The organism is Cupriavidus basilensis (assembly GCF_029335485.1).
GTDB lineage: Bacteria > Pseudomonadota > Gammaproteobacteria > Burkholderiales > Burkholderiaceae > Cupriavidus > Cupriavidus basilensis_E.
In genome coordinates, this window is the sequence record NZ_JARJLM010000622.1 from 1 (window position 1) to 19069 (window position 19069).

Consider the following 19069-nt stretch of genomic DNA (forward strand, 5'->3'; position numbering starts at 1 on the left):
TAGCCCACGTACCAGAGAATACTGACGAACTGGCAGGCGCTGCCAGCGAGCACGAACAGGTGCCAGATGCCGTGGAAGTGCCGCACCTTCTCGTCGAACAGGAAGAAACCGATGCCGGCCGTATAGAGCGCGCCCCCGGCGACCAGCCAGTACAGGCCGGCGGCCGGCAGCGCCGCCACCAGCGGGCCGAAGGCGAACAGCACCAGCCAGCCCATCAGCACATAGATCAGCAGCGAGAATATGCGCGTGCGCTTGCCGATCACCAGTTCCTGCGCAATGCCGATGACCGCCAGCCCCCAGTTCACCCCGAACAGCGTCCAGCCCCACGGCCCGCGCAGCGTCACCAGCGCGAAGGGCGTATAGCTGCCCGCGATCAGCAGGTAGATGGCGCAGTAATCGAGGCGCCGCAGGATGTCCTTGGGCCGGCCGCGCAGGCTGTGATAGAGCGTGGAGATGGTGTAGAGGAAGACCAGCGTGGTGCCGTAGACCACGGAGCTGACTATCTTCCAGCCGTCGTGGTAGAGGGCCGACGAGGTGACGAGGACGGCCGTGCCGGCGGCGGCGAGAATGGCGCCTGCAAGGTGGCTGTAGCCGTTGAAGCGTTCTCCGCGATACATGAATTCGGTTCTCCTGGTTGGGTCGCTGGTGGGCGATTGCAGGGGGCTCGCCGCCGCGGCAGTGTTTCTGGTTTTTGCTGCGGTGCGTTATAGCGGGTATTTTTGCACGGAAATCGACGGGGCAGGGAGCGGGATTTTTGAACTTCTTTTCCTAACTTCCTGGTTTTTATTGTTTTCTGTCGCTTAAATTCAACATCGGCACCCTAAGGTCAACGTCAAAGGCGTTTCAGCTCCCTTTCGCGGAGCCGGTGCGCTTTAGCGTCCCGCCGGGAAGGCCGGCAACGAGGGTGCCTTTGGATGCGGCTCAAAAGGTCCACGGCGGCGGCATATCCATCTGCGAAACCATTCGTTCCCCGCCTGTTCTGCCACCGCTATCGTCTCGCCATCCAACCTTTGCGAGACTTCCGATGCGTATCCCTTCGCCATTGTTCAAGGCCGCACTGACCCTGCTCGCCGGCCTGACGGTGCTGGCTTGCGCTCCCGCCATGGCGGATCGCCTGGATGACATCAGGAAGGCCGGCGTGCTGCGCGTGGGCGTGTTCGATGCGAATCCTCCGTTCGGCTTCGTTCAGGCCGGCACTACCACGCCTGTGGGGCTGGACGTGGACTACGCGGCGGAGATTGCCAGGCGGCTGGGCGTCAAGCCGGAGTTCCGCGCCACCAACCCGGCCAATCGCGTGCCGCTGCTGGCGTCGCAGAAGGTGGACATCGTTGCCGCCAACTTCACCATCACCGACGAGCGCCGCCAGCAGGTCGCGTTCTCCACGCCGTATTTCGCCAGCGGCCTGCAGTTCATCGCGAAGAAGGGCGCGCTCAAGCAGCCGGACGACCTGAAGACATGGCGCCTGGGTGTGGACAAGGGCACGACGCAGGAGACCACGCTGCGGCAGAAGTACCCGGAGGCGCGCGTGATTGCCTATGACGATTCCCCGCTGGCGCTGACCGCGCTGCGCAGCGGCGCCATCCAGGCGTTCGCGCAGGACGGTGCCAAGCTGGGCGCGCTGCTGGCGACGCTGCCGAACAAGGACCAGTTCGAGATTTCATCGTTCACGCTGACGCGCGAGTACATGGGCGTCGGGATTCCGAAAGGCGAGGACCGCCTGACCGCCGAGGTCGACCGCATCCTGGCGGACCTGGAAAAGAACGGTACCGCCGCGCGTATCTATGACAAGTGGTTCGGGCCGAAGAGCGCCGCGCCGCTGGCGCGCGATTTCACCATCGGCAGTGCGGTGAAGTAAGGCCGCCGCCGCCGTCGCAATGCAAGCCATCCTGCTGCAGCCGCTACCGCTGAAATATGCCGGCTGGATCGTCACGGGCTTCGGCCTGACGATAGCCTTGTCGATCGCGGTGTTCGCGCTCGGCTGCGTGCTGGCCGCGTTCTGGCTGGCGCTCATGCGCAGCCCGCTCTGGCCGCTGCGCGTGGCCGCGGGCGCGGCGGCAGGCTTCCTGCGCCGCACGCCGTTGCTGGTGCAATTGTTCTTCTGGTATTTCGGCGCGGCGCAACTGCTGGGCGAGAGCGCGATCGGCGCGCTCTACGGCTGGCAGGGCCTGCAGATCGGACCGCTGCACCTGCCCGCGCCGTCGCTGGAAGCGCTTGCCAGCCTGGCCGGCATCGGTCTTTATGCCAGCACGTTCTATGCACGCGAACTGGAGGCGGGGCTGGCCAATGTGCCGGCGGGACAAAACGCAGCGGCGCTGGCGCTGGGCTTTACGCCGGCGGCTGCGTTCTGGCGCGTGGTGCTGCCGCAGGCGCTGCGCGTTGCCGCGCGCCCCATGGTGGGCCAGTTCTGCCAGACCATCAAGAACACTTCCCTGGCGATGGCGATCGGCTTTGCCGAGATGTCCTACGCCGCGCGCCAGGTGGAGACCGATAGCCTGATGACCTTCCAGGCCTTCGGCCTTGCCACCCTGCTTTATGTGGCGCTGATCCTGCTCCTGCAGGGTTCAGCGCCGGGGCTGCTGCGCCGGCTGGGCTGGCTGGAGGCCGCGCGTGCCTGATCCCGACAGCGCCGGATGGGCCATGGTGCTCCGGCAGTTGCCCTACCTGCTGGCCGGCACCTTTCCGGATGGCCCGCTGGCGGGCGCGGCGCTGACCTTGTGGATGGCGGTGCTGGCCTGTGCCGGCGCCACCGTGCTCGGCATCGGCCTGGCCGTACTGCTTGACCGGGCGCCCGTGCCGCTGGCGCGCGCGGCGCGCGCGCTGCTGGCCTGCCTGCGCGCCGTTCCCGTGCTGATGCTGGTCTTCTGGACCTACTTCCTCCTGCCGATGCTGGCCGGCGTCCACGTGGGCGAGGTGCGGACCGTGATGCTGGCGCTGGCGCTGATCGGCGCGGCCTATATCGCCCAGGTGATGGAGGCCGGCTTCGACGCGATCGGGCGCGGGCAGCGCAACGCGGCGCTGGCGCTAGGCATGACGCCCATGCAGGCTTTGTGGCAGGTGGTGCTGCCGCAAAGCCTGCGCGCGATGCTGCCCTCGCTGGGCAATATCTGGGTGTCGCTGGCCAAGGATACGTCGCTGGCCTATATCGTCGGCGTGGTGGAACTCTCTACCGTGGCCACACAGGTCAACGGGCGCAGCGTGGGCTACGCGGCGGAGGTCTTCCTCGCGGTCGCGCTGCTCTATTTTGTGATCTGCCTCTCGATCGAGAGCGTGGCCGCGGGCCTGCTGCTGCTGACGCGCCGCCGCGCCCGCGCAGCCTCCAGGCTGCGCCGCGCGTGGGGATCCGTTGCGCTGGCACCGGCGCGCCCGAAGGGGTGAGCCGGAACGGTGGCGGCCGTCGTTCCGCGGCCCTATTGCGCACGGGCGGCTGCGGCGCTCCGGGCCACCGGGGCCGGCGCGCCCGGCGCAGTATTGCCAGCAGCGGCCACGGTCCGTTCCGACCATCCGCCGCCAAGCGCCTTGTACAGCGCGACACGGCTGGTTAGGCGCGCCAGGCGGATGGTGGCCAGCGTCTGCTGCGCGGTATAGAGCTGGCGCTGCGCATCGAAGACGGCGAAATAGTCGTCCACGCCATTCTTGAAACGCATCTCCGACAGCCGCTGGGTTTCAGCCGCCTCCTTGACCAGCGTCTCCTGCGCGTCGGCCTGGCGGTCATAGGTACCGCGCGCGGCCAGTCCATCGGCGACTTCGCGGAAGCCGGTCTGGATCGCCTTTTCGTAGTTGGCGATATTGATGTCCTTCTGTATCTTGGAGACGTCCAGCCGTGCCTGGTTGTTGCCGGCATTGAAGATCGGCATGGTGATCTGCGGCGCGAAGGTCCACGCCCCCATGCCGGCCGCGAACAGGCCGGCCAGGGTGGGGCTGGCGGTGCCGACCGCGGCGGTCAGGGAGATAGTCGGGAAGAAGGCCGCCCGCGCCGCGCCGATGTCGGCGTTGGCCGCCTTCAGGCGGTGCTCGGCGGCCATGATGTCGGGGCGCCGTTCCAGCAGCGCCGAAGGCAGGCCGGCGGGCAACTCGGCGACCAGGTCCGGCGACTCGAACGGCAGGCCCGCCGGCAAGTCCTGCGGCAGCGGGCCGCCGATCAACAGGCTGAGTGCGTTCTCGTCCTGCGCGACCTGCCGCGTGTATTGCTCCACGCCCACGCGCGCGGTCTGTAGCTGGGTATCCGCCCGATGCACGTCCAGCTGGGCCATGGCGCCCGCGCGCTTGCTGCGCCCCACCATGTCGGCGGCGGCCTGCTGGGCCTGCAGCGTGTCCTGCGATATCTTCAGGAGGGCCTCGTCGGCGCGCAAGGTCAGGTACGCATCGGCGACTTCCGCAACCAGGCTGATGTGGGCACTGCGGCGCGCTTCCTCGGTGGCCAGGTATTGCTCCAGCGCTTCATGCTTGAGACTGCGCACGCGGCCAAAGAAATCGAGCTCGAAGGCAGTGAAGCCGACCCCCGCGCTGTATTCGTTGATGACCGCGGACTGCCCAGGCGCGCGCAGGTCGCTCGGAACGCGCTGGCTGAGCAGGCCGGCGTTGGCGCCGATCGCGGGGAACTGGGCGGCGCGCTGGATGCGGTACTGGGCGCGCGCCTGGTCGATGGCCAGCGTGGCGGCGCGCAGGTCGCGGTTGTTGGCGAGCGCGAGTTCGATCAGGCGCCGCAGGCGCGCGTCGGCAAAGAAATCCTGCCAGCCGAGATCGGCCGCGGCCGCATTGGCCGCGGCCGGCGCGCCGCCGGCATAGGCCGGGCCGGTGGGCCATGCTTGCGGCACCGGTTGCGCGGGACGCTGGTAGGTGGGTTCCAGCGTGCATGCGGCCAGGACCAGCGGCAGGACGGCGCAGATGGCGCGCAGAGTCGGGGAGGGTGTCTTGTGCATGGGATTCAACCGGAGAAGGCGCGCTGCATCAGCCGCGAAATAGCCAGGCGGGGACTTCCGCGATGCGCCACGTTGTGGGAAGGCTCGCTGAAGAGCAGGCGGATCAGCCGATGGCGCGCGGCCATGTCGGCGTGCATGGCCACGCCCAGCAGCTTGCCCTGGCGGCGCGCGATGCGGCACGGCACCCAGCCCGTCGCTTCCAGCCAGACCGCGCCTTCGGCGCCGACCGGTATGGCGGCCGCCATCTCGCTGGCCAGGGCGACGCCGTTGCAGGACAGGTCGATGGTGGTTGCGGCGTACTCGCTGCCGGCTGCGCCGGTCTCCTTGCCGTGAATCCGCAACCGCGCCCGCGCGCGATAGGGAAAGCGCTCCTCCTTGCGGGGGCGGGGCAGCTCCACGCAGACCAGTAGGGAAGTGAGGTAGAGCACCATCGAGATGGCAGTCCACGCGATATTGAAGACGAGCCCTTGCGCCGAGGCATCGGCGGTCACCGCCCGCGCCAGGCCCATCCCCGACAGCACGATCAGGCAGCCGTACAGCGCGGCGAGCTTGCCGTGGATCACGAGCCGGCTGCGGTCCAGGCCTTTGTTGGTGACCTTGAAGGGGCGTCCGAACGGCTTGAAGAATGCACTTGCCAGCGTGGCGCTCACCGCCAGCGAGGCCACGATCTGCGTCACCTCGGTAAAGATGGGCAACGCGCGCGAGCCGGTGATCCAGATGCTGTAGGCCCAGTACAGCAGCAGCGCCGGCACGCCATAGGCCAGGAATTGCATGGGGTCTCCATACAGCGTGGGCACATCGAAGTACCAGTACAGCAATGGCCCCGCCAGCAGCATCAGCGTGAAGGGGCGGCTCAGCCAGTGCAGCAGGCCGTGCACGTAGTGCAGGCGCTGCCCCAGCGTATAACCGCGCCCGCGCAGCGGCCCGTCGGCCGTGAGCGCGACCTGGATCGTGCCCAGCCCCCAGCGGCTGCGCTGGCTGATGTACTCGGGCAGGCCTTCCGCGGAGAGGCCGACACTCAGGCGTTCGTTGAGCCAGCGCGTGACGTATCCGTGCGGCATCAGGCGGTAGGTCAGGTGGATGTCCTCGGTCACCGTGCCGGTGGGGAAGCCGCCGATCAGGCCCAGCAGGTCGCGCCGGACCACGAAGGAGGTACCGATGCAAAAGGCGGTGCCCCACGCATCCTTGGCGGGCTGCATCACGTCGAAGAAGGCGCGCTGCTCGTCGACCCAGCATTCGGTCGAACGCAGGTTGTACTGGATCGGGTCCGCGTTGTAGTAGAACTGCGGGGTCTGCACCACGCCCACCTTGGGATCGCCGAACAGGCCGATGATACGCAGCAGGATGTTCCGGTTGGGCGCGAAATCGGCGTCCAGCACCATGATGTAGGGCGCGCCGCCGCCGTGCTCCGCGCGGGCGCTGTGGCGCAGCCCGTTGTTGAGATTGCCCGCCTTGGCGTGCGTGTTGTCCGGTCGCGTGACATAGTTGGCGCCCACCTGCTCGCAGAACGCTTTCAGCCAGTCGCGGCGGGTGTCGTCCAGCACCCACACGCGAAAATCCGGGTAGTCGATCGCCAGTGCCGCGACGATGGTCTTCTCCAGTATCTCCAGCCCCTCGTTGTAGGTGGCGATGAAGATGTCCACCCGTGGCACCTTGCGGCTGCGGCGCAGGGCTGCCTCGCCGGCGTCGGCATCCGGCGTGTGGTTGCTGCCGCGGGTCAGCGTGACGATGGAGATCAGGGTGTAGGCGAGCGTCATCACTTCGAAGCCGAAGAAGACATGCGCCCACAGGCTCGGGAAGGTCATGTGCCAATCGGGCAGCGTCTGCGTCGCGCGCCAGGCGAGGTAGACCAGCAGCAACGTCGCGGTGATGGCGCCAAACACGTAGCGGTCCGTGGGCCGGGCGCGATCCCCCCGTAGGCAAAGCCACGCGAGCAGCAGGGTGGCCGCGTTGATGACGAGAAGCGTCCTGCCATCGAGAAAAAATTCGAACATGGTTACTCCTTTGACGGGGAGGCAGGATCACCGCCGCCGCAAGTGGCCTGGAGGCATCCGGATGGGCGGAAAGGGTTCCAGCCCGCCGCCGCCAGCACGGCCCATGCGGTCGCTCCGAGGTGCGGCAGGTGGTAGTAGTAGAAATCTTCCGTGGTGGAAGTCGGCCCGATGGACAGGCCGGTGCGAATGCGTTGTTCCGGGGTGGCATAGAGCAGGCCGGAAGGCGCGCGTTGGGATTGCAGCAGTGGCCACAGCGCAGCCGTGTCCTGCGCGCGGCCGCTGGCGCGCAGCACCAGCGCAGCCTGGCCCGTGCCTTCCGTCCAGACGCCGTCGGGGTTGCCGTTGAACCCGTAGCCGCCCTTGACGCCATGACGCTCGCGCGTCCAGTCCATGCCTCGCCGCCAGTCGGCGGGCGCATCCGGAATGGCAATCAGGGGCCAAAGCACCGCATCGAGCGCCGAGGGGGCGCTGTTGAGCGAGCGGCCATCCTCGCGCGTGCCGATGACGAAGCGGCCTTCGCGCGGCTGCCACATCGCCTCGACGAAGCCGCGCGCGCGGCGCGCCGCCACCGGCCAGCGCGGATCGCTGCTGCGCAGCGCCAGCCAGCTGAACGCGGCGTAGGCATCCACGTTATGCTCGGTGGATTTCCATGTCTGGCGAAGCGGATTGGGTTCTTCACCGAAATAGCCACCGATAAAGCCGCCCGGCGCGCCGCTATCGAAGACGGCGGTGTCGACCCAGCCCATCAGCGTGCCGGCGCCATCGAGGTAACGGCGCTCGTGCGTGGCGTCGTAGACGGCCAGCAACATCAGCGCGGCCCATGCCACGTTGCCCGTGGCTGTGCCGGCCTGGTACGCATCCTCGAACCAGCGCTTGCTGGGCGCGTCCCACCAGCCAGGCAGTGGCGCCGGGCCGGCGGGCAGCGCGCCGGCGCGATAGGCGTTGCGCAGGCGCCCATCGTGATAATGCCGGTCGTGCGCGCTGGCCGCCAGCATGGCGTCGGCAATGCGGCGTGCGTCGCCGACACGGTGACAGGCCACCAGCGCAACGCCGGCGAGCGCGTTGTCGTAGACGAAGGCCGCCTGCTGCAAGGCGGGTGCAAGCGGCCCCTGCCCTGGCGCCGGGTCGTAGCTGCCGAGCATCACCGGTCCCTGGCCTGGTACCGCGGCGACGCGTGCGCCAATGGCCTGGCAGCCGCTGGCCAGCAACTGTTCCCGCGCTTGCGCCGGCGGGGTCTGGGCGCTGGCCGGGAGAGGCGCCAGCACGATGGCCAGCCCGGCCATGCCGGCCGCTAGCGGCGACAGCAGCCAGCGCCGCAGGCCTGGTGAAACGCTGTTCATGGCAGGCTCCCGGGTCTTGCCTTGCGTCGGATTGGCCGCCATCAGATCAGCGCGCGCATGTGGCCCCACCACGGCTGATCCAGGCTGACCTTGGCCCAGCGGCCCAGCGCGCAGCTGTCGGCCGAGGTGCCGCCCTGATGCGGCAGCGCCGGCAACGGCTTGTCCAGTTTGGCGATCAGGTAGATCTCGTTCTTCTCGATGGGCGGGAAGGGCACGAAGTAACGCGCTTGCTCGCCGTCCGGCGCGCGCGGCAGGATTTCCGCAACCTTCGCGGACAAGGGAGCGGCAACACCGTCCACGCGCACCGTGACCTTGGCGCCGGGCAGCAGGTCATTGCTGAGGCTGCGCGGGAATACCGCCACCACGCGGGGCTGCGCGCAGTTGGCGCTGCGCAACAACGTCGCGCCGGCCGCCACGCGCGTGCCCGGCGGCGCCAGCACATCCTGGACCATGCCCGTGTCGTAGGCCTTGATATCCAGATTGGACATGCGGTCGAGCCGCTTCTCTTCGTCGGCGATCAACGCATCAACCGATTGGCCATACTGCTGAAGCTGAGTCAGCGCAGCCTGAAGCTGGGTGATCTCCGCCGCCAGCTCGTCATGCCGTTGCGTCAGGGTCGACACCGCGCCGTCGGTGCTGGAGAGATACACCTTGCCCTTGGCGGCCTGGCTGTTGCTGAGCGCGTTGTCGAGTTCGGCGCGGATCGCCTCCTTGGAGTTCGACAGGATCGACAGCTGGTAGCGCGAGGCATTGGTGTAGGCCTCGCTGACCGCGCCCGCCCATTGCATGGACTGGTTGCGGTTCACTACGTCTTCCTGCTGGTCCACCTGTTCCTTGGCGACTGCCATGCGCGCCTCGATACCCCGTATCTTGGCGGCATGCTCTGCCTGCGCGGCAGTCTGGTACTTCCTGGTCTGCTGGTCGGTGGCGGCAAGGCGGCTTTGATCGCCTTCGAGCTTGGCCTTGGCGGCGTCGTAGCGCTGCTGGGTGTCGAGCTTCTTGCCGGTCAGCTCAACCAGCAAGGCGCGGTCGATATTGGGGTTCTGCACGCTCACCAGCGTGTCACCGGGAGCGAAGGACGTTCCCACCGCGACATGCTGGCTCGCCACCACCCCCTCCACCGGCGTGGTGATCAGGTTGACCGGACCATCGACCACGGCGCGTTCGGATGAACGCGTGAACACGGGCGGGAACATCACGGTCAGGATCACCCATACGATGAAGATGGCCACGCCATAGCTGGTCATGCGCGGCACCACATGCCAGAGCGGCCGTTTGCTCAGCTTGCCGCCGCCTCTCGCGGGTGTCAGTTCGTCCGTGCGCAGGTTGGGCAGGTGCGTGGCCTGCGGGCGGCTGTGTTCCAGTTTGTCGCTCATGGCATCCTCTTTTTGCAAATTCGTGCGATGCGGCTTTTACAAAAAAAAACGGCAAGCCGATAGCATCGGGCGTGTCCGCGAGGCCGCTCGTTCCGGGTGAACCTGTCCCCCAATTTATTTATCTGCGATGCGCTGTGCCGCGGCTCAACCGGGCTGCTTGCACATCCTTGCGTGGACCGTGCGTGCCGGTCCGCTGAATTGCCCGCACCCCGGCCAAGCGCCGGAATGGAGCGACTGCGTATAGCCTGACGGCCATGAATGACACCCGTGAATGTGCAGGGCTCGTGTCCGCTGCACCTTGGCGAGTGATTGAAGGCTAGCCAAGAAGACGGATGGTTGCTGTAAAAAGATGTAAGAGCGGGATGTCACACTACGGATTGCGCTAGCATCGGACGTCACTATGGTCGTGACCGCAGAGACCTTGCTTGCACATTGGCGTGGCCGGATTTTCGGAAGACGATGCATATCGTGCGGGTCTTTTGTGCATTGTTTCGACCAGCAATACGCGGTTTGCCGTTTCGCTGTTGCAAAAATGGCGTGAATAAGTGGCGTGAATAAGTGGCGTGAATTTTTGCAGGGTTCCACGCACCGCACGGCCTGAGGCCCGCTTGCTGCTCATGGTGAGGTGACGGCAAAGGGCAACAAAAAGGGCCGGCGCAAGCGCCAGCCCTTGGGCCTGCCCGCAGGAGATTCCGCGGGCAGGGGCGGGCGCGTCAGCGCTGGTTTGCGTCCGCGTACACGCGTTCACCCGCCACCCAGGTCTGCAGCACGCGGGTCTTCCAGATCTCGGCCGGCGCCACCTTGAACAGGTCCTGGTCGACCAGGATGAAGTCGGCCCATTTGCCCGGTTCCAGCGAACCCAGCGTCTTCTCCTGATGCTCCGCATAGGCGGCGTCCAGCGTAAAGGCGCGGAAGGCCTGGGCCAGCGTCATGGCTTCTTCCGGATGCCAGCCCTTGATCGGGCGGCCTTCGTGGTCGGTACGCGTCACCGCGGCGTGCAGGCCGTAGAACGGGTTGGCCGATTCCACCGGGAAGTCCGAGCCGCCGGCGATCACGGTGCCTTGCCTGAGCAGCGTCTGCCAGGCGTAGGCGCCCTTGATGCGCTCCTTGCCGATGCGGTCTTCCGCCATGTTCATGTCGCTGGTGGCGTGGGTGGGCTGCATCGAGGCGATCAGGTCGAGCTGCTTGAAGCGCGGGATGTCCGGCAGCGAGATCACCTGCGCATGCTCGATGCGGTTGCGCAGTTCGCGGCCGCCGACTTCCTTGTAGGCGGCTTCGATCGCGTCCAGCACCTGGTGGTTGGTGGCGTCGCCGATGGCGTGCACATTGACCTGGTAGCCAGCCTTGATGGCCATCTTGACGCTGGCCTGCATGGCCGCGTCGCTCATGAACAGCAGGCCGCTGTGCACGTGGTCGTCGGAGTACGGCGCCATCAGCGCCGCGCCGCGGCTGCCCAGCGCGCCGTCGCCGTACAGCTTGACCGCACGCAGGTAGTAGCGGTCGCCGCCGTAGCCGGACAGCGGGCCCTTGGCGGACAGCGCCTTGAAGTCGTCGCCGGTGTCGCGGATCATGCCGTAGATGCGCGTGGTCAGCTTGCCCTGGTCGGCGAACTCGCGGTAGATGCGGTCCTCCTGCGCGGTCACGCCGGCGTCGCCCGCGCCGGTCAGGCCAAGCGCGTTCATATGCGCCAGCGCGGCGGCCAGCGCGGCGCGGCGGTCGTCGTCGGAGTAGGGCGGAATCACGTTGTTGACCAGCGCCATGGCCTTGTCGACCAGCACGCCGGTGGGGTTGCCGCTGGCGTCACGCTCGATGCGCCCGCCTGCCGGATCCTTGGTGTCGCGCGTGATGCCGGCGGCCTGCATGGCCTTGGTGTTGAGCCAGGCGGCGTGGCCGTCCACGCGGATCAGGCGTACCGGGCGGTCCGCTACCGCCGCGTCCAGTTCAGCCGCGGTGGGGAAACGGCCCAGTTTCCAGTTGACCTGGTTCCAGCCGTAGCCGAGCAGCCATTGGCGCTGCGGGTTCTTGTCGCCGTAGGTGCGGATGATGCCTTGCGCTTGCTGGAGATCCCTGGTGCCCGACAGCGAGATCTCGGTGGTCTTGAAACCCAGGCGGAACACGTGGCCGTGCGCGTCGATCAGGCCCGGCAGCAGGGTCTTGCCGTGGCCGTCGATGCGCTTGGCCTCGGGGTACTGCGCGCGCAGCGCGGTGGCGTCGCCGGTGGCCAGCACCTTGCCCTGGTCGAACACCAGGCCAGTGAAGCTGGCGACCTGATCATTCCTCAGGGTATAGCCCTGCACGGATTCGATCAGGGTGGGCGCGGCATGGGCCGACAGGGTGAAGCCGGCGGCGATTGCCAGCAGGCTCTTGCGGATCGCGTGTTTCAAATCAACTCTCCTTGTTGTTGTGGTGCAGCGCTTTTTCTTCTTGTGTGCTCTCAGGATGTTTACTGCTTACTGCGCTTTATTCCGCCGCCGCCGTGGCGGGAAGGGCGGAGCCTTCCGCTGCGCCGCGGGCGGGCGGCAGCGGCGGGAATGTCATGTCGGCGTAGCGCACGAAGCGCGTCTTGCGCACGATGCGGTAGCCCAGCCAGATCAGCAGGAAGATCGGGATGCCGATATAGGTGGCGGTGACCGCCACCCAGTCGATCCTGCCGTCCATGAAGGCCTGGTAGTTCTGCCCCAGCGTGACGATCAGGCACAGCACGAAGGCGAAGATCGGACCGTAGGGAAAGAAGGGCGAGCGATAAGGCAGGCGCGACAGGTCGAGCCCCTGCGCGACGAAGCCGCGGCGGAAGCGATAGTGGCTGATGGCAATGCCGAGCCAGGCGATAAAGCCCGTCATGCCCGACAGGTTGAGCAGCCACAGGTAGACCGACTTGCTCTCGAACAGCGAGGTCAGGAAGCACAGCGCGCCGACCGCGGTGGTGGCCAGCAGCGCCATCAGCGGCACGCCGTTGCGCGTCAGGCCCGCGAACACGCGCGGTGCGCGGCCTTCGGTGGCGAGGTTGTAGAGCATGCGGGTGGAGGCGTACATGCCGGAATTGCCGGCCGACAGCACGGCGGTCAGGATCACCGCGTTCATCACGCCGGCGGCGAATGCCAGTCCCGCATGGCGGAACACCAGCGTGAACGGGCTCACGCCGACCGTTTCCACATCGTTCTTGAGCAGGCTGGGATCGGTATAGGGAATCAGGATGCCGATGATCAGGATCGCCAGCACGTAGAACAGCAGGATGCGCCAGAACACCTGCCGCACGGCGCGCGGGATGTTCCTGGCGGGATCGGCGGATTCGCCGGCCGCCACGCCGATCAGTTCGGTGCCCTGGAAGGAGAAGCCCGCGATCATGGCCACGCCGATCATCGCCGGCAGGCCGCCGACGAAGGGCGCGTCGCCGGCGGTCAGGTTCACCAGCCCCGCCGGCACCCCGCCGGTATCGCCGCGCAGGATGCCGAAGATCATCAGCACGCCGATGACGATGAAGGCGATCACCGTCACCACCTTGACCAGCGCGCACCAGTATTCGGCCTCGCCGAAGCCGCGTACCGAGATGGCGTTGAGCAGGAACATCACCGTGAGAAACAGCGCGCTCCACAGCAGTCCCGGCGTGTCCGGGAACCAGTACTGCATCACCAACTGCGCTGCCGCCAGCTCCACGGCGATGGTGACCGCCCAGTTGTACCAGTAGTTCCAGCCCAGCGCGAAGCCGAAGCCTTCGTCGACGTACAGCGCGCCGTAGGTGGCGAAGGAGCCGGACACCGGCATGTAGGCGGCCAGCTCGCCCAGGCTGGTCATCAGGAAATAGACCATGGCGCCGATCAGCACGTAAGCCGCGAGCGCCCCGCCTGGCCCGGCTTGCGCGATGGTGGCGCCGGACGCCACGAACAGCCCGGTGCCGATCGAGCCGCCGATCGCGATCATGGTGAGATGGCGGGCGCGCAGGGTGCGGCGCAGGGCGGGGGGCGGTGTGCTGGAAACGGGTTGCTGGCTGGTCATAGGCAATAAAGGATGGGAGTGCGCAAGCCGGGTGCGCCGGCGCTGTCCGCACTCACCGGCGGCGCCGGCATCAGTGGGGAAACGCGGCGATGCGCGCAAAGGCGCAGGGTACATTTACCGGCTGGTACATTGGGCGGCATCATAAGAGAAAACGCCGCCCGGGGAAAGCCGCGATGGTCCGCGCAGGGCCGGTTTCGCGACGTTGCAGTGCGGCATGGCTAGAATCTGGGGTTTGCCATCCTCGCGGTATCCGGAACCATCCTCATGAACCTGCCCTTCAACGACAGCTATCTTCTACATATCGGGCTGAGCGCCGGCATCGTGCTGGCCGGCATGCTGGCCGTGAAGTTCATCAACCGATTTTTCCAGGCGCGCCAGCAGGGGGACAAGGACAACCGCGGCAGCTATCGCACCTGGACCGTGGCTTCGCGCAACGTGGTCGGCGCCGTGGTGTTCCTGCTGCTGCTCGGGATCTGGGTGTCGGAGCTCAAGAGCGTGGCGATCTCGCTGACCGCCTTCGCGGTGGCGCTGGTGATCGGCGGCAAGGAACTCGTGATGTGTTTCCTCGGCGCCTTCCTGCGCATGATGGCGCGCCCCTTCCAGCTCGGGGACATCGTGGAGATCGGCCCCTACTCCGGCGAAGTGGCGGATATGGACGCGCTCACCACCACGCTGGTGGAAATCGCCGGTGCGCGCCAGTTCACCGGCTCCACCGTGCAGATTCCCAACAGCATGCTGCTGACCTCCGCGGTGCGCAATCACTCCCAGTCGGGCAAGTACACCCTGGAGACCCTGCGCATCCCGCTGCCCGAGAAGAGCGACCCGGACCGCGTCGAGGCCACGCTGATCGGGATCACCGAGCAGGTGTGCGCGCCGTTCCTGGACGAGGCCCGGCACAGCCTGCAGGAGTACGGCGGCACGCGCTTTCTCGATCTCTCCCAGTTCGAGCCCCGCGTGATGTTCGAAGCCATGGCGGCGGACCGGCTCGACGTGCTGGTGCGCTTCCCGGTGCCGGTGGCCTCGCGGCTCTCGGTCGGGCAGCAGATCCTGCGCAGGTATCACCTGCAGCGTATCGCGGAGGCTGCGGCGCAGGCGGCATCCGGCGCCGCGGGCGCGTCCCCGCAGCAAGCCGGGGCGGCTTCGGCGTCCTGATCCCCAAGCGCGGCGCGGGCTGGCGGGTGGCGCGGCGGCGAGGCTTCACCGAATCCCGTTTCGGCTGTATGGTAGCGCTCTGCGCCGCCCATCGCCGGGGAGGCTGGAATCGTAGTACGTCGAATACGCCGAACAACGCGCCGAACAACGAGGAGACCCATGAAAGCCGCCGTCCTGCATCAACCCAAGACCCCGCTCGTGATCGAAGACGTCGCCATCGGCAAGCCCGGGCCGCGCGAGGTGCTGCTGCGCACGGCAGCGGTCGGCGTTTGCCACTCCGACCTGCATTTTCTCGACGGCGCCTATCCGTTCCCGATGCCGGTGGTGCTCGGCCACGAGGCGGCCGGGGTGGTCGAGCAGGTGGGCGCGGAGGTGCGCACGGTCAAGCCCGGTGATCACGTGATCACCTGCCTGTCGGCATACTGCGGCCATTGCGAACACTGCCTGACCGGGCACCTGTCGCTGTGCGTGGAGCCGGACACCAAGCGCCGCGAGGGCGAGGAACCGCGCCTGCTGGCCAAGGGCGGGAGCGGGACCATGAACCAGTTCCTCAACCTGTCCGCCTTTGCCGAGCAGATGCTGGTCCACGAGCACGCGCTGGTGGCGATCCGCCCGGAAATGCCGCTGGACCGCGCCGCGCTGATCGGCTGCGCGGTGACCACCGGCGTGGGCGCCGTGGTGCACACCGCGCGCGTGAGCCCAGGCGAGACCGTGGCGGTGATCGGCTGTGGCGGCATTGGCCTGGCCACCATCAACGGCGCCGCCATTGCCGGCGCGGGCCGCATCATCGCCATCGACCGCGTGCCGGGCAAGCTGGAGCTGGCCAGGAAGTTCGGTGCGACCGACGTCATCAACGCCGCCGACGTGGATGCGGTGGAGGCGGTGCGCGAATTGACGCGCGGTGGCGTGCATCACGCCTTCGAGGCCATCGGCCTCAAGCAGACCACCGAACAGGCCTTCGCCATGCTGCGCCGCGGCGGCACCGCCACCGTGATCGGCATGATCGCGCCGGGCGTGAAGATCGAGATCAAGGGCACCGACTTCCTGGCCGAAAAGCGCATCCAGGGCTCGCTGATGGGTTCCAACCGCTTTCCGGTGGATATGCCGCGGCTGGTGGATTTCTACCTGTCGGGCAAGCTCAGGCTGGATGAGCTGATCTCGCGCCGCATGCCGCTGGAGAACATCAACGAGGCCTTCGACGAACTGCGCCGCGGCGAGCTGGCACGCTCGGTGATCATGTTCGAGCATTGAGCCCGCGGGCGGCGGCCCGGGCCGCGGTTTCGCCGGATTTCCCCGCCGCTGACGCGCGCACTGGCTGGTCCGCTCGCGCCTATGCTTGCGGCTGTCGCAGTGCGCCTGACGCGGCCGCGCGCCGCACCGCCGCCGGGTAGCGCACCGTGAAGATCACGGCGCCCGCGAAGGCGGCGGCCGTGGCCGCGATGTCGACCCACAGCGGGATGGCGCTGACATATTCCGCCGCCGCATCGGCGGCCACCATCACCGCCAGCGCGGCGGCCCAGGCCAGCGTGATATGGCGGTTCACCGCCAGGAAACGCGGCGCGTTCCAGTACTCGCGCGGTACGCGCTCGCGGGCATATTGCAGCGTGAACGGACGGCCGATCGCCAGCGAGATCACCACGATGGCCAGCAGGCCGCCGTCCACCGCGAGCCGCACCGTGGCCACCGTCCACTGCGGCGCAGCCACCACGGTATAGAGCAGCAGCACGGCGAACAGCGCCAGGCTCCCCACTTCCAGCACCTTGAGCGATTCTCCCCGCCGCCTCATGCGCAGGCACATGAAGAGCGATACGGCGCAGGCCGCGCCGAGCCCTGCCAGGGGCGACGCCATCCGCATGGCGACGAAGAAAGCGATGAAGGGCGCGAATCCGGTCAGCATTCCCATGCTGGTCTCCTTGGTGTCGTGATGCGGCGCGATGCGTGTCGTGGTGCCGTGCCGCCTGGCGTGGATGATCCGGGGCGGCTTCAGTCCGCGCCGAGCCAGTTGCCGTGGAAGCCGAACGGCACGCGGTGCGATAGCGGCACCGTGGCGACGGGCCCGTCCGCCAGGGCGCCGGCCTCGTAGACCGCGAGGTCGCTGCGTGCCTCGGCGCCGCGGTAGACGGTGGCCAGCAGCCAGCCGTCGCCCTCGGCGCTGTCGGCGGCGCGCGGAACGAACACCGGCTCCGAGACCGCATCGCCCTCGGGCAGCACATGGGTCACGCGCTTGCCGCTGTGCAGGTCGATATGGGCCAGGCCGTCATAGCTGCCGCGCCCGCTGCTTTCGTGCTGGCGAAAGGCAAAGTAGCCGTGGCGGTAGGGCAGCGTCGAGAAGCGCTCGTCGAAGCGGGGGAACTCGCCTGGCATGTCGTCGAGGTATTCGCGGGTGAAGCGGTCCGACTTGCCGGCCATGTCGAAAGTCCAGCGGCACAGCCGCGCGCGGGCGCCGTTGGCATCCGGATTGAACAGCGGCGCGGTGTCGTATTGCATCACGTCGGCGATGATCCGGCTGCCGGACTCCCATGCGTTCATGACATGGAACACATAACAGGCCTCGCCGCGGAACCAGCGTATCTGTGCGGCGCCGCCGCTGCGCGGCATGATGCCGATGTGCGAGCCCAGCTTCGGCTCCCAGGCGTAGGCCGGCTCGCCGCGCATGGCGCGTTCCATGCTGCCGGTGAGCGGCAGGATGGGAAACAGGACATGGTTCTGCGTCACCATGAAATCGTGGACCATGCTGGGGAAGGGGGCTTCGAAGCGCTCCAGGCGCTGCATCCGGCCGTCCCGGTCCACCACGCCATAGCGCATGCCGGGGGTAAAGGGGCCATCGGCCGAATAGGCGAAGAACACCATTTCGCCGGTGACGGGGTCGATCTTCGGGTGCGCCGTCATGGCGCCGTCGAGCTTGCCGCCGTAGTCGACGTCGCCGCGCGTGGCCAGGCTCTCGCTATCCAGTTCGATCGGCAGGTCGGCTTCTTCCAGTGCCAGCAGGCGTCCGCCATGCCAGAGGATATTGGTATTGGCCACGCCATCGTTCTGGCCGAGTACCGAGGGGTCGGTGGTGGCCGGGTTGCCCCAGCTGCCGAACAGGGCGTGGCCCGCGGCCTGCTCGCGCTGGAACTTGTTGGTGCGCACCCAGCGGTTGCGATAGCGCACGCGGCCATCCTCGATATGGAAGGCGTGCACCATGCCGTCGCCGATGAACCAGTGATAGTGCGCATCGCGCGGCGCGTACTGCGGATTGGGCCCGTTGCGGTAGAGCGTGCCGCGCAGCGCGCGCGGCAATTCGCCCAGCACGGGCAGGTCGTGCGCGTCGCACTCCATCAGGATGGGGGCGAAATTGCCGCTGAGATAGGGGGACGACGGTTCGGGCTGGCTCATCGGGTGCTCCTCTTGGTCTGTCGCTTGGCGGGGTCGTGCGTGGCTTGGGGAATGGCTTCGTTGCTGGCTTCGGTTCCGGTACTTGCTTCGGTACTTGCTTCTGTGCCCGTTTCGGGCTGGGGTGCGCGCATGCCCGCAGACAGCAGGCGCACCATCTCGGCGTGGATGGCGTGCATGCCGGGCGAGCCGTGCAGCTTGCCGGCCAGGTGCAGCATGACCAGGCCGTGGATCGAGGCCCAGATCACATAGCTCATCACCTGCGGGTCGCCGTGGATCAGGCCGCGCGCCGCCATGTCTTCCAGGTGCGCGCTCATGGTGCGGCGCGCGCGCGCGCCGGCGCGCTCCAGTTCGGGATAGCGGTCGTCCGGCTGCGTCATGTCGAACATCAGCCGGTAGGCATTGGGCTGGGCGCAGGCAAAGGCGAGGTAAGCCTCGCCCACCGCGCGCGCGCGCTGGCGGGGATCGCCAGCGGTGGCGGCGGCGGCTTCCAGCGCCGCGGCGAAGCGGTCGAACGCCGCCGCGCGCACCGCGGCCAGGATGTCTTCCTTGTCCTGGAAGTAGCGATAGGGCGTCATCGGACTGCAGCCCAGTTCCTCGGCGAGCTGGCGCATGCTTACGCTGGCCACGCCGCCTTCGGCGAAACGGCGTTCCGCCACCGCGCACAGGCGGGTCTTGAAGGCGTCGATTTCTTCCTGGGTCAGATGTCTTGCCATTGGCTGCGAGGGTTGTCGTGCGGGTTTGCGGATGCGGCGGGGTATGGCCGTCCATGTATGTTTTACAGTGTATATTTACGACGTAAATTTACAAGGGGAGATTTCAATAAGGCCGGCGGCATCCGCAACGCGCGCTATTGTTCACCGCATGGGACAATGTTCTCCGCCGGCGCGTACCGCTCAAGGACGCATGCGGTTGGCGGA

At 67.4% G+C, this 19069-nt stretch carries 15 protein-coding genes; 5 read left to right on the forward strand and 10 right to left on the reverse strand.

Annotated features, from left to right (window positions below):
* Positions 1-617 (reverse strand): PAQR family membrane homeostasis protein TrhA (gene trhA / locus P3W85_RS38190; protein WP_276268609.1); only part of this gene is annotated, 617 nt, incomplete at its 3' end.
* Positions 618-1024: 407 nt separating this feature from the next.
* Between trhA and P3W85_RS38195 the strand changes: the two genes are divergently transcribed.
* The 3 genes from P3W85_RS38195 to P3W85_RS38205 are packed head-to-tail and all read left to right on the forward strand — an operon-like array spanning position 1025 to position 3375.
* On the forward strand, positions 1025-1855 hold the full coding sequence (locus P3W85_RS38195; protein ID WP_276268610.1) for an ABC transporter substrate-binding protein: 831 nt from the start codon (positions 1025-1027) through the stop codon (positions 1853-1855).
* A 19-nt stretch (positions 1856-1874) separates the two neighbouring features.
* On the forward strand, positions 1875-2615 hold the full coding sequence (locus tag P3W85_RS38200) for an amino acid ABC transporter permease (RefSeq protein ID WP_276268611.1): 741 nt from the start codon (positions 1875-1877) through the stop codon (positions 2613-2615).
* A gap of 22 nt (positions 2616-2637) precedes the next feature.
* Positions 2638-3375 (forward strand): amino acid ABC transporter permease, encoded by a 738-nt coding sequence (locus P3W85_RS38205; protein WP_276268635.1) that lies wholly within the window; start codon positions 2638-2640, stop codon positions 3373-3375.
* Positions 3376-3407: 32 nt separating this feature from the next.
* Here P3W85_RS38205 and P3W85_RS38210 read toward each other — a convergent pair whose 3' ends face one another.
* From P3W85_RS38210 to P3W85_RS38235, 6 genes are all read right to left on the reverse strand, one after another.
* The gene (locus P3W85_RS38210) at positions 3408-4919 is read right to left on the reverse strand and encodes an efflux transporter outer membrane subunit (protein WP_276268612.1); all 1512 of its coding nucleotides are present in this window, start codon (positions 4917-4919) and stop codon (positions 3408-3410) included.
* A gap of 5 nt (positions 4920-4924) precedes the next feature.
* Entirely contained in the window at positions 4925-6913 is a 1989-nt protein-coding gene (locus P3W85_RS38215) for a glycosyltransferase (RefSeq protein ID WP_276268613.1), read from the reverse strand.
* 2 nt (positions 6914-6915) lie between these two features.
* A complete protein-coding gene (locus tag P3W85_RS38220) occupies positions 6916-8253 on the reverse strand; it encodes a hypothetical protein (protein ID WP_276268614.1) in 1338 nt (445 codons plus the stop codon).
* A gap of 41 nt (positions 8254-8294) precedes the next feature.
* Entirely contained in the window at positions 8295-9629 is a 1335-nt protein-coding gene (locus tag P3W85_RS38225; protein WP_276268615.1) for an HlyD family secretion protein, read from the reverse strand.
* A gap of 713 nt (positions 9630-10342) precedes the next feature.
* Positions 10343-12013 (reverse strand): amidohydrolase, encoded by a 1671-nt coding sequence (locus P3W85_RS38230; RefSeq protein ID WP_276268616.1) that lies wholly within the window; start codon positions 12011-12013, stop codon positions 10343-10345.
* A 76-nt stretch (positions 12014-12089) separates the two neighbouring features.
* Positions 12090-13622 (reverse strand): amino acid permease, encoded by a 1533-nt coding sequence (locus P3W85_RS38235; RefSeq protein WP_017228859.1) that lies wholly within the window; start codon positions 13620-13622, stop codon positions 12090-12092.
* Positions 13623-13886: 264 nt separating this feature from the next.
* Between P3W85_RS38235 and P3W85_RS38240 the strand changes: the two genes are divergently transcribed.
* Both P3W85_RS38240 and P3W85_RS38245 read left to right on the forward strand, forming a co-directional pair.
* Positions 13887-14774, forward strand: a complete 888-nt coding sequence (locus P3W85_RS38240) for a mechanosensitive ion channel family protein (RefSeq protein ID WP_017228860.1) — start codon at positions 13887-13889, stop codon at positions 14772-14774.
* Positions 14775-14933: 159 nt separating this feature from the next.
* A complete protein-coding gene (locus tag P3W85_RS38245) occupies positions 14934-16025 on the forward strand; it encodes a Zn-dependent alcohol dehydrogenase (RefSeq protein ID WP_276268617.1) in 1092 nt (363 codons plus the stop codon).
* Between the two features lie 79 nt (positions 16026-16104).
* Here the strand turns inward: P3W85_RS38245 and P3W85_RS38250 are convergent, their stop codons facing one another.
* The 3 genes from P3W85_RS38250 to P3W85_RS38260 all read right to left on the reverse strand — a co-directional run bounded on the left by P3W85_RS38250 (position 16105) and on the right by P3W85_RS38260 (position 18865).
* Positions 16105-16677 carry a hypothetical protein gene (locus P3W85_RS38250; RefSeq protein WP_276268618.1) on the reverse strand — a complete coding sequence of 191 codons (573 nt, stop codon included), beginning with the start codon at positions 16675-16677 and terminating at the stop codon, positions 16105-16107.
* Positions 16678-16757: 80 nt separating this feature from the next.
* A complete protein-coding gene (locus P3W85_RS38255; protein WP_276268619.1) occupies positions 16758-18152 on the reverse strand; it encodes a carotenoid oxygenase family protein in 1395 nt (464 codons plus the stop codon).
* Entirely contained in the window at positions 18149-18865 is a 717-nt protein-coding gene (locus P3W85_RS38260; RefSeq protein WP_276268620.1) for a TetR/AcrR family transcriptional regulator, read from the reverse strand. The genes P3W85_RS38255 and P3W85_RS38260 overlap by 4 nt, the downstream gene beginning before the upstream one ends.
* Positions 18866-19069 lie beyond the last annotated feature (204 nt).

Excerpts from the sequence above, each read along its gene's own strand:
- P3W85_RS38255 (WP_276268619.1), bottom strand. The coding sequence starts at position 18,152 with ATGAGCCAGCCCGAACCGTCGTCCCCCTATCTCAGCGGCAATTTCGCC.
- P3W85_RS38225 (WP_276268615.1), bottom strand. The coding sequence starts at position 9,629 with ATGAGCGACAAACTGGAACACAGCCGCCCGCAGGCCACGCACCTGCCC.
- P3W85_RS38195 (WP_276268610.1), top strand. The coding sequence starts at position 1,025 with ATGCGTATCCCTTCGCCATTGTTCAAGGCCGCACTGACCCTGCTCGCC.
- P3W85_RS38220 (WP_276268614.1), bottom strand. The coding sequence starts at position 8,253 with ATGAACAGCGTTTCACCAGGCCTGCGGCGCTGGCTGCTGTCGCCGCTA.
- P3W85_RS38210 (WP_276268612.1), bottom strand. The coding sequence starts at position 4,919 with ATGCACAAGACACCCTCCCCGACTCTGCGCGCCATCTGCGCCGTCCTG.
- P3W85_RS38235 (WP_017228859.1), bottom strand. The coding sequence starts at position 13,622 with ATGACCAGCCAGCAACCCGTTTCCAGCACACCGCCCCCCGCCCTGCGC.
- P3W85_RS38240 (WP_017228860.1), top strand. The coding sequence starts at position 13,887 with ATGAACCTGCCCTTCAACGACAGCTATCTTCTACATATCGGGCTGAGC.
- P3W85_RS38200 (WP_276268611.1), top strand. The coding sequence starts at position 1,875 with ATGCAAGCCATCCTGCTGCAGCCGCTACCGCTGAAATATGCCGGCTGG.
- P3W85_RS38250 (WP_276268618.1), bottom strand. The coding sequence starts at position 16,677 with ATGGGAATGCTGACCGGATTCGCGCCCTTCATCGCTTTCTTCGTCGCC.
- P3W85_RS38260 (WP_276268620.1), bottom strand. The coding sequence starts at position 18,865 with ATGGCAAGACATCTGACCCAGGAAGAAATCGACGCCTTCAAGACCCGC.
- P3W85_RS38245 (WP_276268617.1), top strand. The coding sequence starts at position 14,934 with ATGAAAGCCGCCGTCCTGCATCAACCCAAGACCCCGCTCGTGATCGAA.
- P3W85_RS38215 (WP_276268613.1), bottom strand. The coding sequence starts at position 6,913 with ATGTTCGAATTTTTTCTCGATGGCAGGACGCTTCTCGTCATCAACGCG.
- P3W85_RS38205 (WP_276268635.1), top strand. The coding sequence starts at position 2,638 with ATGGTGCTCCGGCAGTTGCCCTACCTGCTGGCCGGCACCTTTCCGGAT.